Source organism: Bacillus sp. Marseille-Q3570 (assembly GCF_946151055.1).
Lineage (GTDB): Bacteria > Bacillota > Bacilli > Bacillales > Fictibacillaceae > Pseudalkalibacillus.
Genome location: NZ_CAMGYZ010000002.1, coordinates 213197 through 228301 on the forward strand (window position 1 = coordinate 213197; position 15105 = coordinate 228301).

General features: G+C 42.3%; 14 protein-coding genes. 8 read left to right on the forward strand and 6 right to left on the reverse strand.

All coding sequences use genetic code 11. The annotated features are described in order from the left end of the window. Positions 1-92: 92 nt before the first annotated feature. Positions 93-1016 (reverse strand): DUF6454 family protein, encoded by a 924-nt coding sequence (locus N8M93_RS04305; RefSeq protein ID WP_261129934.1) that lies wholly within the window; start codon positions 1014-1016, stop codon positions 93-95. 228 nt (positions 1017-1244) lie between these two features. Between N8M93_RS04305 and N8M93_RS04310 the strand changes: the two genes are divergently transcribed. Then, positions 1245-1661, forward strand: a complete 417-nt coding sequence (locus N8M93_RS04310) for a MarR family winged helix-turn-helix transcriptional regulator (protein ID WP_261129935.1) — start codon at positions 1245-1247, stop codon at positions 1659-1661. Positions 1662-1728: 67 nt separating this feature from the next. Further along, positions 1729-3348 carry an MDR family MFS transporter gene (locus N8M93_RS04315; RefSeq protein ID WP_261129936.1) on the forward strand — a complete coding sequence of 540 codons (1620 nt, stop codon included), beginning with the start codon at positions 1729-1731 and terminating at the stop codon, positions 3346-3348. Positions 3349-4058: 710 nt separating this feature from the next. Here N8M93_RS04315 and N8M93_RS04320 read toward each other — a convergent pair. Next, the gene (locus N8M93_RS04320) at positions 4059-4310 is read right to left on the reverse strand and encodes a hypothetical protein (RefSeq protein ID WP_261129937.1); all 252 of its coding nucleotides are present in this window, start codon (positions 4308-4310) and stop codon (positions 4059-4061) included. A gap of 344 nt (positions 4311-4654) precedes the next feature. On the opposite strand from N8M93_RS04320, the gene N8M93_RS04325 reads away from it, so the two are divergent. The 4 genes from N8M93_RS04325 (at position 4655) to N8M93_RS04340 (ending at position 9810) form a co-directional block, all read left to right on the forward strand. Continuing rightward, positions 4655-6172 carry a BCCT family transporter gene (locus tag N8M93_RS04325; RefSeq protein WP_261130280.1) on the forward strand — a complete coding sequence of 506 codons (1518 nt, stop codon included), beginning with the start codon at positions 4655-4657 and terminating at the stop codon, positions 6170-6172. Between the two features lie 79 nt (positions 6173-6251). Next, entirely contained in the window at positions 6252-7124 is an 873-nt protein-coding gene (locus N8M93_RS04330; RefSeq protein ID WP_261129938.1) for a phosphotransferase family protein, read from the forward strand. 274 nt (positions 7125-7398) lie between these two features. Next, positions 7399-7665 carry an alpha/beta-type small acid-soluble spore protein gene (locus N8M93_RS04335; RefSeq protein WP_261129939.1) on the forward strand — a complete coding sequence of 89 codons (267 nt, stop codon included), beginning with the start codon at positions 7399-7401 and terminating at the stop codon, positions 7663-7665. A 612-nt stretch (positions 7666-8277) separates the two neighbouring features. Then, on the forward strand, positions 8278-9810 hold the full coding sequence (locus N8M93_RS04340) for a carboxypeptidase M32 (protein WP_261129940.1): 1533 nt from the start codon (positions 8278-8280) through the stop codon (positions 9808-9810). Between the two features lie 44 nt (positions 9811-9854). Here N8M93_RS04340 and N8M93_RS04345 read toward each other — a convergent pair whose 3' ends face one another. Continuing rightward, complete coding sequence (locus N8M93_RS04345; RefSeq protein WP_261129941.1) at positions 9855-10121, reverse strand: hypothetical protein; 267 nt, start codon at positions 10119-10121, stop codon at positions 9855-9857. A 110-nt stretch (positions 10122-10231) separates the two neighbouring features. On the opposite strand from N8M93_RS04345, the gene modA reads away from it, so the two are divergent. Both modA and modB read left to right on the forward strand, forming a co-directional pair. Next, positions 10232-11008, forward strand: coding sequence for a molybdate ABC transporter substrate-binding protein (gene modA, locus N8M93_RS04350; protein ID WP_261129943.1), 777 nt, complete (start codon positions 10232-10234; stop codon positions 11006-11008). A 10-nt stretch (positions 11009-11018) separates the two neighbouring features. Next, on the forward strand, positions 11019-11687 hold the full coding sequence (gene modB / locus N8M93_RS04355) for a molybdate ABC transporter permease subunit (protein ID WP_261129945.1): 669 nt from the start codon (positions 11019-11021) through the stop codon (positions 11685-11687). 110 nt (positions 11688-11797) lie between these two features. Here modB and N8M93_RS04360 read toward each other — a convergent pair whose 3' ends face one another. The 3 genes from N8M93_RS04360 to N8M93_RS04370 are packed head-to-tail and all read right to left on the reverse strand — an operon-like array spanning position 11798 to position 15100. Then, positions 11798-13099: a purine/pyrimidine permease gene (locus tag N8M93_RS04360; protein ID WP_261129947.1), complete on the reverse strand. Its 1302-nt coding sequence runs from the start codon at positions 13097-13099 to the stop codon at positions 11798-11800. Next, positions 13100-13891 carry a putative hydro-lyase gene (locus N8M93_RS04365; RefSeq protein ID WP_261129949.1) on the reverse strand — a complete coding sequence of 264 codons (792 nt, stop codon included), beginning with the start codon at positions 13889-13891 and terminating at the stop codon, positions 13100-13102. A gap of 21 nt (positions 13892-13912) precedes the next feature. Next, positions 13913-15100 carry an NRAMP family divalent metal transporter gene (locus N8M93_RS04370; protein WP_261129951.1) on the reverse strand — a complete coding sequence of 396 codons (1188 nt, stop codon included), beginning with the start codon at positions 15098-15100 and terminating at the stop codon, positions 13913-13915. Between the last annotated feature and the right edge of the window lie 5 nt (positions 15101-15105).

Here is a 15105-nt window from a genome sequence, read left to right on the forward strand (position 1 = left end):
GGCTGAGCCTTAGTTGCGCTTATAATGTAGAAAGTATTTATACTTTCTTTATATGTAAAAACAGGGCGCCATTGCTGGCAGCCCTTTTTTACTCATTTCAACTTTGCTTCATATATCAATAATGACGTGTGATCATCATCTGGTACTGCGGATAATTTCAAGCTGTCTTTTGTTTTTTCCACAAATACTGGATTTCGCGTAATTGTATGATTTTGTGGTGATCGTTCTGTAATCGGTATCTCATGTTTGATTTCCTTCGATTTTCGATCCAACAGTGCCAACCCACCTAGTTCATAAACATCATCACCACTTGGCAATTCAGCTATACCGCTACATAACATATTATTCTCATCCACACCTTCACAGTCCTGATAATCTATGAAATGACTGGCATTTTCTTTGGTAGCTTTTTGTTCACCTTTTTCATTCCATTCATAAAATTCTCTTGAACCCCAATTGACGCCGTATAGTTTTTGTTTCTTTCCGTCACTTACAATTCCACCAATATGATCTTCTACTTCAAAGGCTTTCTCGATTTTTTTCGATTCAGGATTTATTTTATAAATAAGAGATCGGCTATCAGGTCTATATTCTGCGACAGGGACCCAAATCGATTTTCCATCAAAAGCAATGCCGCCAGGATGATACATATCGCCTTCTCCCAGCTCTAAATCTTCAATCAAGTTGCCTTTTTCATCTACAATAAAAAGATGCCCGATTCCTTTACCTGCTGAACGATCATATCCATCCTTCGATTCCTCGTACTTTTCGGGTTTTTCAATGATTTCGACGGAGGAAATGTAAAAAAGGTCACCGACTTTTGTCATTCCCTGAGGATGATGGATGTTAAAATTCAAATCAAGTTCTTCAACCTTCTTCCATTCAGTATCTCTGGTCAGATTACTGACTTCTTCAGATAATCCATCTGATAATTTGCTTTCGTCCGGCGATGCCAAAACAGTTGAGACCATCGTGAATAAGACTATTGCTGTAATAGATACGGCGACTATACGCATAAACTTACCTCCTTATTTTATATTGCAATGAACGAGCTCGTCGTAACCAGCCTATCCAAACAGTAGATCGAGCGGAAGACTGTTTCGCTTATCTTTAAAAACTTTACCGATACTTTAAAAGATCCATATGGCTGTAACAAAATAAATAAGGATTGACTTTTATGAAAATCGGCGTATAATGAATTGGGTTAATAGTTAATGAAGTTAAATATATGTGTGGTGAAGTAAATGCAAAGCAGAGAAGAGCTGATCGACTCAATGGAAAAATCCTTTCGGAAATTGTTTCGGTCACACCGAAAACAGATGGCTGGCATTCTAGGGAAAGAGGTTACTGCCAGTGAGTTCATGTTCCTTCAATTTTTAAATGAATTTGGCCCTTCCAGAGTGTCAGACCTAGCTGCAGAATTCAAAGTGAATTTAAGCCATGTGACAAATGTTACAGATAAACTCGCCTCGAAAAAATTCATTACCAGGCGTAGGAACAGGAGTGACAGAAGGATTGTCGAGCTGCAGATCACATATGAAGGTTCAGCGGTTTTAGATAGATTCAGGAAAAAGCGCAGTGCTTATTACAAGCAACGATTCGAAGATTTGAAAGATGAAGAGATCCAAAAAATGATGTGCCTATTTACAAAATTGCGTTGAAGATTTTTTATTGCATTTTAATTAACTTCATGAATATTTCTACTAACGAAAGAATAGGAGTGTAAACATGGAACATTTAGATCAGAAATCCAAAATTACAATTATGATCGCCATCATGGCAGCAATGTTATTTGCTGCATTAAACCAGACGATTGTGGGTACGGCGCTGCCAAGAATCATCGCTGACCTCGGAGGAATGCAATATTTCAGCTGGGTATTCACCGTCTTCATGCTAGCTTCAAGCGTCACAGCTATTCTTGTCGGTAAACTATCAGATATCTATGGCAGAAAACCATTTATTTTGATTGGTATCGGTGTCTTCATGCTTGGGACTTTCTTATGCGGGCTATCAGATACGATCATCCATCTTATTGTTTACCGGGGTATTCAAGGATTAGGTGCAGGGATGATCATGTCTACCTCTTTCACAGCAGTCGGAGATCTGTTCTCCCCTCGTGAACGTGGTCGCTGGCAAGGGATCATGGGTGGTGTTTTTGGACTTGCAAGTGTTTTCGGACCGACACTTGGCGGCTATATCGTCGATAATTTCGATTGGCACTGGATCTTTTGGGTCTTTCTACCGATTGGAATTCTCGCATTCGTGCTTATATGGAAGTTATTCCCTACAACTGAAAGAAACCCATCTGAGAAAGTAGATTATCTCGGGTCCATTTTCCTTACGTTGACCATCCTCCCGTTGCTCTTGGCGTTTTCATGGGCTGGAGAGACGTATGCGTGGGGCTCACCACAAATCATCGGTTTATTCATCGCCACTGTGGTTTCGTTGATTTTATTCATACAAATCGAACGAAAAGCCAAGAGTCCTGTTTTACCGTTGAGTTTGTTTAAAAATAGCATCTTTTCATTATCGAATATTATCGGATTCATTTTAGGTATGGGCATGTTCGGAGCCATCATGTATACCCCTTTCTTTATTCAAGGTGTTATGGGGACCTCAGCTACGAAATCGGGATTCATCATGATGCCGATGACATTATCGATGGTAACGGCATCTGCCATTGGCGGACAAATCATAACCAAGACAGGGAAATATAAAAAGCTCGCGATTAGCGGACTGCTCATCATGAGTGCTGGTATGTTTTCATTAGCTCAGATGGATGAAAGTACTTCTAACTGGATCGCTGTAACCAACATGATTATCGTCGGTCTAGGTCTGGGATTGAGTTTCCCAGTGTTTACATTGACGATCCAGAATGCTGTCAGCCATAAATTCCTTGGAGTTGCTACCTCCTCTGCCCAGTTATTCAGACAAATCGGAGGAACGATTGGTGTTTCGATCATGGGAACGGTCATGTCGATTTCCATGAAAAATGAAATGGAGAAAGCTGCAGACGGCAATACTAGTCAAGCGTTTGCTCAGAATCCAGAAGCTGCAGCAAAATTTGAAATGCTTCAAGATCCCCAAGCTCTCATGGACCCTGAGGCATTAGAACAAGTACGGTCCACTTTACCAGATAATTTCTTAGGTATTTTCGACCAAATCCTTGGAATTTTAAGAACAGCATTGAGTCACTCATTAAGTCTTGTCTTCTTTACTGGTTGTATCGTGATCGCATCAGCTGCCATCTTGACCTTCTTTTTAAAAGAGATTCCTTTGCGGACCAATAATAATGAATCCTCTGATGAGAGTGAGGAAAGAGTCGAGCTTAAAGAAAGGTCTGTATAAAGAAGGGTGTAGGAACAAACTTGCAGAATCGGTTTAACACAGTAAAGCGCTAATTTCACAAATTCGACAAAAAATGAGCCCCCACGAATGGAAGTTCATTTTAGAATAGTATGGTGAGTGGATAAACCACTCGATAAAAGTAAAAATAAAAGCTGCATGGCTAACCTCAGATGGAGAGGACCTCCCCTAAATATTGTTGGAACATTTGGAACAACCGACCGATGCTAAAATGTTCTCTTCCCTCTCCTCTAGGCTAGTGCACAATCTTTTGAAGGGTGAATTATTGGTGATTCACCCTTCTTTTGTTTTTGGAATTATTTACAAACAGATATGTTTCGGTCTATAATTTGGAAAGCAATACTTTGATTTCTAATGGAGGTCATACTATGTTTAAATTCATCAAACACTTCGGTGCGGTGACCTGGGCCTCGATCGTTTTCATCAGCACCCTCATCACCTTCGGACTCAATCGAAAATTAAAGAAGAAAAAATAATGCCTTTCACTTTAACTGAAAACCGGGAATCTGACCGCGGATAGCTAAGCACTTATCAAGTCGGTTAGAGGAATGTCCTGTTTTCTGAAACGACTATAGAGGAAACAAGGAGATTGGGACAGGGTACCTGAGAAGAATGCTTAACGCTGTCCCAATAAGCCAAATGAAAAAGACTTCAATGGCACTGGTCCATTGAAGCCTTTTCACGTCATAAGCCTATTGTTTTATGGAATTCGTCCTATCAATTTTTATTGATGAACCGAGAATTTCTGCAGATTTGATTTCTTTCACTTTTCGAGCACGCTTATCCACTAACTCCTGCAATTCCCCTGCGGATACCTCTTCAGGTATATCCAGTAATTCTACATAAAATTCTTTACTGCCCTCCACCATGAAGTCAATTGTGATCTTTGCGGTCAATTCCAATCGAATCACCCTTTCACCATAATTATCATGTTTTTTGCCCAATTATGTATTTCTCTCTTATCCCTATTCAGGAGATATCTTAATATATTGTACGAGGTAATCCTGGAAATGTTTCATAATAAAAAATTTTTCAGAAATGTATAATATTTTAAATCCATTGTACGCTTTTTTATATAAAATGACTACAATCAATTTTATTTCAACGGTTATGTCCTTTCTTATGCTCTTGATTCATGCCCCATTTTATAATTCTAAGATAATGCCGATAATTTTATACATTAAATTTTTAATTTAAGTTAATAATTTTTCTTAATGGGTATAGCTAATAGTATATGCACTTATAGTCACAGCAATCGTCTAAAAAGGAGGAAAACAAATTGGAGAAGTTGAGAGGAAAAGCTCCTCACAAGAATGTAGTATTCTGGGTCTCATCCATTATCGTTTTCTTGTTTGTCTTATGGGGGGCCATTTCACCTAAAAGCCTAGGGGATAATGCAGGGTCAGTGTTTGATTTCACTACATATGCATTTGGCTGGTTTTACTTGATTGCAGTTTTTTTCTTTACGATATTCTGTTTGGTTTTAGCGATCAGCCGATACGGTAAAATACGTTTAGGCGGAGATGAATCAAGACCAGAATATCCTTTCTTCACTTGGATCGGTATGCTTTTCAGCGCTGGATTCGGAGTTGGATTGGTGTTCTGGGGTGTGGCTGAACCAATGAGCCACTTTTTCGAACCGCCTATGGGCATTGAAGGTCAATCAGAACAAGCAGCAAGAGTTTCAATGCGCTATTCCTTCTTCCACTGGGGAATCCATCAATGGTCAGTGTTCACTGTGGTTGGTTTAGCGTTAGGGTTCTTCCAATACCGTAGACAGGAAAAAGGATTGATCAGTACAACGTTCAATCCGCTCATCGGTAAAACTGGAAAAACACCTCTAAGAAGAACTGTGGATATCCTCGCAGTAATCGCAACAATCACTGGTGTAGCAACCTCACTTGGATTTGGTATCTTACAAATCAATGGAGGGCTTAAAACCGTATTTGACCTGCCGAATAACGCAGTCATGCAATTGATCATCACCGCAATATTACTCGTTATGTATCTGACATCAGCGATGACTGGGATTGATAAGGGAATCAAATGGCTCAGTAACCTGAATTTAGGACTGGCTTTATTTCTGATGGTAGCAATGCTGATCATGGGTCCCACTGTTTTCATCTTGAACAGTATGACTTTAGGGATCGGCGACTATATATCCAAGTTTTTTGAAATGAGTTTCCGGTTGACTCCATACACGGGCGGAACATGGGTCAGGGATTGGACAGTCTTTTATTGGGCTTGGGTCATCGCCTGGTCTCCATTCGTCGGTTCATTCGTAGCACGTGTCTCCCGGGGCCGAACAATTAGAGAATTTGTTTTTGGCGTATTGATCGTACCGCCGTTTCTAGCAATTGTTTGGATTGCAATTTTTGGAGGAACAGCACTGCATCTCGATCTCTTGCAAGGTACTGATATTGCGGGGCTGGTAAATCAGGATGTAACGACAGCATTGTTCGTTACGTATGAACAGCTGCCATTTTCATTCTTGTTCTCGTTGCTTTCAATCCTGTTGATCTTTACATTTTTGATCACTTCTGCAGACTCAGCGACCTTCGTTCTAGGTATTATGACAACGGATGGCGACTTGAACCCTGGAAGATTCGTCAAGTTCATCTGGGGAGTTCTGATGGCGGCGATTGCAGTAGTCTTAATAATCAGCAGTGGATTACAAGGATTACAGACCGCATCCTTAATTGCAGCTTTGCCATTTACAGTCATACTGATCATCATGTGTCTGTCCATCATCAAAGTGGTCAGGAAAGAACCGAATCTAAGACATAAAAAACGTAACATCCAGTAAATGTTTCCAATTCTTAACCTCTAAATAAAAGGAATGTGATCCCTCCTAGTCGAATCAATGATTCAGGGAGGGATTTTTTATGTATTTGGAACCATATCTGAAATGTATCACGTCATTTTATCCTTCGCTTGAAATCCATACGATCCATTGGAATCATTTTGGAGAAAACAACGATATTCTTTTCCTGAATAACCAGTGGGTGTTCCGGTTTCCTAAGCATGATAAAGCATTGAAATCTCTACAGACAGAGTGTGAGCAGTTGACTTATGTACGGCCATACATCACCCTTCCAACTCCTGAACCCGTTTTCGTAAATACAGATACGAACATTTTGGGTCAGGCATTTTTCGGATACCCGTTGATCCCTGGTGAGCCGCTTTACGCAGAAACCTTGGATGGATCATCTCCACCCATTCAAGAACGTATTGCTCAAAATTTAGCTCAATTCTTGTGTGAACTTCATGCGATTCCTACAAAAGATGCTCCTGGCAAGACTATAACCAATGAGAGAGCTTATGACTATTGGCTTAAATTGTATGAGAAGGTCAGACAATCTTTGTTTTCATATATCAGGCTGGATAAGCAGCAGCAAATTTCGCGCCATTTTGAAACATTTTTGAATGATCGATTGAACTTTGAATTTACTCCGGCGATCATTCATGGGGACTTTGGCATTTCCAATATCCTTTATGACGATGAAGGAAAGCGCATAAGCGGTATTGTGGATTTCGGAAGCAGCCATGTAGGAGATCCTGCGATTGATATTGCAGGTTTGTTGAAACAGTATGGCCAACAATTCGTCGATACGTTGTCTGAATTCTATCCAAACCTGGAAAACTTACTTCCTAGAGCAAGGTTTTATGCCGGAACATTTGGCCTGCAAGAAGCCTTGTATGGCTATCAGTACAAAAATCAAGAATCACTTGAGAATGGTTTGAAAGAATATGTCTAAAGCTGAAGTCCTTCGCTGAAAATATGCAAGCCTCCTTAACTCACTTGTATAGGATGGTATTGTACCCGACTGACGCTGGACCACTGGCATCAATCTTTTAGAAAACAACCTGCATCAAGGCCAATTTCGTCATTAATTCTGCCTATTCATGCACATACTATGTGTAACGGAATTGGATTGGAATATGCGTTCGTTGCATGTCCATTCATTTTCATGAATGTGAGGAAGCGACCATTTTATTTTTCCTTTCTCAAGTGAAAAGGAGGCGAATCTAATGGCGAGAAGACGTAGACCCCTTGTTCCTGAAGCCAGGGAAGAACTCGACCAGCTTAAAGTCGAAGTCATGAAAAAGAAAGGGTATCAGATCGAGGACCCGGACCAGACCAAATTTGAGGTCGCGAAAGGGCTTGGTATACCATTAAAAGAAAAAGGCAATCAGGACCTGAGTTCTCATGATGCAGGGCGTATTGGCGGACAAATCGGGGGAACCATGGTTCACGAGTTGATACAACGCGCAAAAGATCAATTGAATAAACAGTGAACAGCAAGAGACTGACCTGTATGTCAGGCTCTTTTTTTATGTTGGACGTTTTTTTAAAGGCTATTTTCTAAAAGATTGTTGCCTTTTAAGTCATTTTTAAAAATTCACCTTGTGCAAGGTGATTGGAGATCAAGGTGCGGGACTCCTCGAAAATGAAAATCGCCTTTTCTTCGTGCGATGTAACGTTGCCGAAGCTTTCCTTGTCCTGCGGATCAGCGTGCCTACTACCTGAATAATCTCCTCGCAAGGCATGCGACGAGGGAGCTCGCTTCGACAGGACATTCTTGTAGACGCAGGAGCACAAATGCTTCCTTGAAAAGGAGACTCCTGAGGTCGTTAGGAGACGCCGCACGCCCCGGAGAAAGCGAGCATCCTGGATCGGAAATCAACGACTTTTAAAGAAAACTTGGCGAGACCAAGCCTTTTGTAGGTCTAGCCTTAGTTGCCCTTATACTGAAGAAAGTATTTTATACTTTCTTTAAGTGCAAGAACTACAAGGTCTGCGAAAACAGCTTTTTTAAAAAATATGTTTCGTCACTCGAAGGATTTCAACCCTTGGAGAAAGAATACCATTAGTAGGAAAAATAATTTACTCGTGGGAGGGTTTTTTGGATGGCACAACAAGTATTAGACGAAACAGTACAACAGGCAATCAAGCAGTTCACGGAAATGGATGAGAAGATCTGTCATTTCACTAATATATTAGGGCTGCTTGGATGGGATGCGCGGACTTATGCCCCTAAGAAAGGAAAACCGATCTTTGCAAAAGCAAAAGGAACACTTTCGACAGAGACCTTTAAACTGTCTGTTTCTAAGCAAATGGGTGAATGTTTAGACACGCTTTCACAGCCTGATGTTTTTGAGCAACTAGAACCTGAAACCAGGGCTTGTGTCAGGGAACGGAAGAAGGAATATGACAAGTCAAAGCAAATCCCTTCTGATGTATATAACGAATATGTCATTCTAGCTTCTAATGCAAATGATGCATGGGAAGAGGCTCGTGAGAAAGATGATTTTTCCCACTTTCAGCCCTATTTAGAAAAAATGATCGATATGAAACGCCGATTTGCAGAGTATTTCGGATACGAAAAACATCCTTACGATGCCTTGCTGGATGAATTCGAACCAGGTTTGACTGTGGAAAAGCTCGACCCGCTTTTTTCTGATTTGCGGAAAAAGAGTATCGAATTGTTGGACCGTATTCAACAGTCATCCAGAAAGCCTCGTACTGATATTTTCAATCAAAATTATGATGTGGAAAAGCAAAAGGAGTTCGCACAATTCATCATCGGCAAGCTTGGGTATGATCTTGATGCTGGACGTCTTGATGAAACGACCCACCCTTTTGCGATGGGTATCAATACGGGGGATGTTCGAATTACCACGCGCTATGAGCATGAAAATCCTCGAATGGCTGTGTTTGGTACAATACATGAAACAGGTCATGCCCTTTATGAGCAAGGCGTGAACTCTGATTATGAAGGCCGTGTGATCAGGCGGGGGGCATCATTTGGAATCCACGAGTCCCAATCCCGATTCCTGGAAAACTTCGTCGGTCGTACAAAAGAGTTCTGGACATACTTCTACGATGATATCAAAGCGCATTTTCCCCACCAATTAAGCGGTGTGTCTCTCGATGAATTTTATCGTGCAGTGAACTGTGTCGAACCATCGCTTATCCGGGTTGAAGCGGATGAACTGACGTATAATCTGCATATCATGCTCCGTTATGAAATTGAGAAAGGTTTGATCGCTGGAGATATCGAGGTGAAGGATCTGCCGGAGATTTGGAATGAAAAAATGATGGATTATTTAGGTGTAATTCCGCCTTCCAATCGTTTAGGAGTACTGCAGGATGTTCATTGGTCGCACGGCGGTGTCGGCTACTTCCCATCTTATTCACTCGGAAACTTATACGGTGCGCAGATCTTGAATAAAGTGTTACAGGAAATACCGGATTTCTACGACTTGATTCAAAACGGGGAGTTCATGAAGATTCGTGAATGGCTTCGGGAAAATGTACACCAATACGGAAAGCTCTATACTCCTGGTGAACTGATCAAAAAGGTGACCGGAGAAGATCTTGATGCCAAGTACCTCACCGACTACCTCGAACAAAAATTCACAAAATTATACGATCTATAATTCAATGAACGACGCGAAAAGGCAATTCCCTTATCGCGTCGTTTTTATTTGGTGAACGAGTTCTTAAGTGAGTGCCTAAGTGAGTGCCTAGCACTATTTTGAAGCCCTTCTCCCCCAACAACTCTCAGGTGGTGCCTGGCACCGATTTGGAGCCCTTCTCCCCCAACGACTCTCTGATGGTGCCTGGCACCGATTTGGAGCCCTTCTCCCCCAACGACTCTCAGGTGGTGCCTGGCACCGATTAAGTATGGTTGGGCAATTTCCGTGGTTTGTTGTGGAACATTATCTGCAATTGAGTAACTTTGTTCCAAAATCGCGAAACTCAGTAAAATGTACTTGCCCTGTTTTGTTTTTAGCGCAGTTCGTTCTCATTTTTGATATAGTAGACGGAGAGTCTATTGTGTTATTGGATGTGACAGGTGTGAGAAAATACATAATTCTATTCTTTGCTTTATTGATAGTGCTGGTTGGGTGCCAGGGACAGTCGAATGAAAAAAATCAAAAAGTGGAAGTGTACGTTTTAGCTGCTGCAAGTCTGAACAATGCTATGAAACAAGTGGAAAAAGAGTTTGAGGATACTCATCCAGAAATCGACTTGATCACGAGTTTCGCCTCTTCCGGCACGTTGCAGCGTCAAATTGAACAAGGTGCACCAGCAGACGTTTTCATTTCCGCATCCGAAGTGGAATTTGATCGTCTGCGTAATAAAGAGCTCATCCATCCTGACTATTCGAAAACGATCTTATCCAATGAATTGGCTTTAGTAACGAATAAATCACTTCATGCCGAGATCCAAAAACCCGATGATCTTACAAGTGATGGAATTAACCGTATCTCGATTGGTGCACCTGAATCGGTCCCTGCAGGAAAATACGCAAAAGAAACTCTGGAAAAACTGAAACTTTGGAAGCAGATTGAAAATAATATCATCTATGCTAAAGACGTTCAACAGGTTCTTTCTTATATCGAAACTGGAAATGTCGATGCAGGGTTTGTATATAAGTCCGATGCCAAAACATCGTCCAAGGTTGAAATCCAGTCAATAATCGAGAGTGATTTACATTCACCGATCCTTTATCCAGCCGGTGTACTGAAGAACACCCAACATCTTGAAGAAGCAAAACAGTTTTATGAGTTTCTAAGTAATAAGCAAACTATGGAAACTTTTATAGAATTCGGCTTCAAGCCTATAGATTGAGGTTTTTATCATGGTCCAGTCCTTTTGGTCTCCAATATATCTATCAATTACCATCGCAGTTACGGCAGGTATTATCGTTGCCATTCTTGGTATTTTGTGTGGCCGTTTGATGGCGAGGAAATCGTTCACTGGTAAAACAATGATCGAAACATTCCTCATGCTGCCTCTTGTTTTACCACCGACGGTTGTCGGTTTTTTACTTATCGTCATTTTTGGAATCAATAGTCCTATCGGCCAAATCATTAGTCAATTTTTGGGGCACTCGTTGATATTTACATGGTGGGCGGCAGTCATTGCAGCGGTTGTCGTTTCGTTTCCACTTATGTATCAATCTGCGAAAACCGGGTTTGAATCAGTGGATTATGAAATTGAAGATGCAGCAAAGATCGACGGCGCTGGTAAGATCCAGGTATTTCTAAAAGTGACGATACCACTCGCCTTGCAAGCTCTCATAACGGGAGGTGTATTAAGCTTCACGCGTGCGCTCGGCGAATTCGGTGCTACATTGATGTTCGCTGGAAACATTCCAGGCAAAACCCAGACTGTCCCGACTGCTATTTATCTTGCCATGGACTCCGGGAACATGGAGATGGCCTGGATGTGGGTCGCCTCCATAGTCGCTCTGTCTTATATCATGCTCTTCGCCATCTACCGCCTCCCCAAAAGAACGCGTGCCTGACACATAAACAAAACCCTTGCCCCGCAAGGACTCTGAAACGGTGCCAGGCACACAAAAAGAACCATTGCACAGCAAGGGTTCTGAATTGGTCCCAGGCACCGAATAAATAGTCAGGCGCCGATTGTTTTTTCTTTTTGATCTTTCGTTTTGTTCTTTCTTCTGATTGCTTGTTCTAAGATAATGCAGATGAGTACGCCGACGATCATTCCATTATTCAAGACTGAAGCTAATGCTGGATGGATACCTGCTAGTGAAGCTGGTGTCAAAAACATCACACCTATTCCGATCATAAGGGAGAGGCTGATGATAAAGAGGTTGTGCTGATCTCTCTCCGCTTTCATATAAGCTTGCAATCCAATGACCAGCATATTCGAAAAAGCGAGCAACATACTCGCGTATCCGACTGGAACCGGGATTGAAGCAAAGAACATTGTAATAGCGGGAAAAAAGCTCAATATCAACAACAGCAAGCTTCCCATGACGAATGGAAGCCTCTCTTTCATCCGGGTGGATAAAATGAACCCTGCTGTATACGATAGAGGAACCATGCCGATTGCAGAAAACACGCCGGAAAGGATTTGACTGATTCCCATTACAATTCCAGACTGGTTGTAGCGTGAATCAGAGGTATCCTCCAAAACTTCCCCGACCACATCGATACTGGCGACAAAATTGATCAACAACAAAAGGGTGACGACAGCTGATGTAACTACAATCCCCAGGTCAAACACCGGCGCTCCCCAAACAAAGACCTCAGGAAACGAGACCAGGCTTTGTCCATTGAACGGGATTCTCTTCTCGATATCGAACAAGATGAATAATAGCCACCCTACAGCAATTCCGAACAATACGGAATAACTCTTCAAATAAAACCATCGGCTTGTTGCGAACAGAATCGTCACAAGCGCTGTCACTATCCCGAGGACCGCTACAGTCCCGTGAACTTCATCTGTAAAATAACCGACTCCTAGGATTCCTTTGATGAATGGTCCGCTTATCTGGGTGACCAAAAGGATGAAATACGTTCCCGTGACAATTGGCGTAAATATCCGTTTTACCTGTTCAATCACCCTGAACACACTCAACAATATGAACAAGGCCCCGCTGACGAGCATGCCCATTTCAATACTCCTTAAAACTTCAGAGACATCAGCGGAAATCGTAGAACCAAGCCCAGCAAACAAAAGGAAGACTCCCCACCATAAAACCGCAGGACCTTCGACAATCGGTTTTTTATGACCGAAGAAGGCTTGTAGAAGTGATACGATTCCAATCACGAAAAATGTTCGCTGAACAAATGTTGAAATTTCCAATACTGACATACCAAAGGCAGCACCGATCGTCAACGGTGCAACAACACTACCGGCGAGAATGAAAACAAACCACTGAAGCGATGCTAGTAACCCCTTCACTTATAGGACCTCAAACTCTTCATCGGTCCAGTCCGTAATGAACATATGCCCTGGCGAGTGTGTGATCATCAACTCAGGTTTAATGGTCATTGCGATGTTTTGAGGCGTTACCCCACATGCCCAGAACACTGGTATTTCCCCTTCTCGTATCGTTACCGGTTCTCCGAAGTCTGGATGAGCCAAATCATGGATTCCGATTTGTTCTGGGTGTCCGATATGCACAGGTGCCCCGTGGACAGAAGGAAATCTCGAAGTAATCCGGACAGCATCGGCTACATGACGAGCCGGAATCGGTCTCATACTGACGACCATGTTTCCCTCAAAAGCTCCTGCTCCGGCACAATTCAAATTGGTCTTGTACATCGGTACATTACAACCTTCTTCAATATGCCGCACAGGAATCCCTTTTTCCAACAATGCATTCTCAAAAGTAAAACTGCATCCTAAAAGGAAACCGACCATCTCTTCATCCCATACCGAAGCGATATCCGTCACTTCCCGGGTAAGAACCCCATTTTCATACACATTATACTTCGGTATATCCACCCGTAAGTCTGCATCTGGAGCGGCCATTTTTGGAACGGGCGAACCGAGATCGGTCACATCAAGAACCGGACACGGCTTTGGATTCCGTTGGCAAAACAACAAGAAATCAAAAGCAAGGTCTTTTGGTAATACAACAAGGTTTGCCTGTGTATAGCCTTGTGCCATGCCGGATGTCGGCTTGATCCACTCATTCGAGCGACATAATTGTCTCGCCTCAGCTGGACTTATATCACGATATCCCCTCATCTCTAAACCCCTCCTCCGAGTTTATTGGAATAATTGCGGAAGTTGATCGATCATCGTGATGATCCCCATGTAAGACATGGCAATTACGATGACTCCACCAAAAACAGTCAACCATAAAGGATGTTTGTAATCCCCGACAATTTTCCGGTTATATGCTGCAATCAGCATTACACCAAGTGAAATCGGCAAAATCAATCCATTCAAAGCCCCAGCAAGGATCAATACACTTACTGGTTTTCCGATTGATACAAAAACAAGTGTGGATACGGAAATGAATGCGACAATCAACCACTTATGGTATTTTTCCAGCTTCGGGTTGAAGGTTCGGATAAACGACACCGACGTATAAGCAGCACCGATGACCGATGTAATGGCTGCCGCCCACATGATGACCCCGAAGATTTTGTATCCGATATCGCCTGCAGCCAATTGGAATACGGAGGCTGGCGGATTTGATGGATCCAGGGAAAAACCTTGTGATACCACACCTAATGTAGCAAGGAAGAGGAATATACGCATAATGGATGCGATTCCGATTGCAGAGACAGAACTCTTCGTCACTTCAGGTAGATTATCGACGCCTTTTACACCTGCATCCAGCAATCGATGTCCGCCTGAAAATGTGATATATCCTCCAACTGTTCCCCCGACTAGTGTCACGATTGCGATGAAATCGATTTTATCAGGAACGAATGTCTTGACGGCTGCTTCCCCTACAGGCGGAGATGCAGAGAACATGACATAAACGGTAAGAGCGATCATGATGAAGCCCAATACCTGTGTGAAGCGGTCCATTGCCCTATTCGCTTCACGTAAAAGAAAAATCCCTATAGCGATGATTCCACTCAATAATGCACCTATTTCAGGTGAAATGCCCAGCAAAACGTTGGAACCTAATCCTGCTCCAGCGATGTTTCCGATATTGAAAGCCAGTCCTCCAATGACGATCAACAACGCTACGAAATAACCGAGTCCCGGTAAAATCATGTTCGCAATGTCTTGTGTCCTTCTCTCTGAAACGGCAATGATCCGCCAGATATTCAGTTGTGCTCCAATATCAATGATGATCGATACTAAAATGACGAATCCGAAACTTGCTAACAATGTTTCTGTAAAGTAGGTAGTTTGTGTAAGAAATCCTGGTCCGATAGCAGACGTTGCCATCAGGAACGCCGCACCCAACAAAATACTCCTGTTTGATTGCTTCATCACAT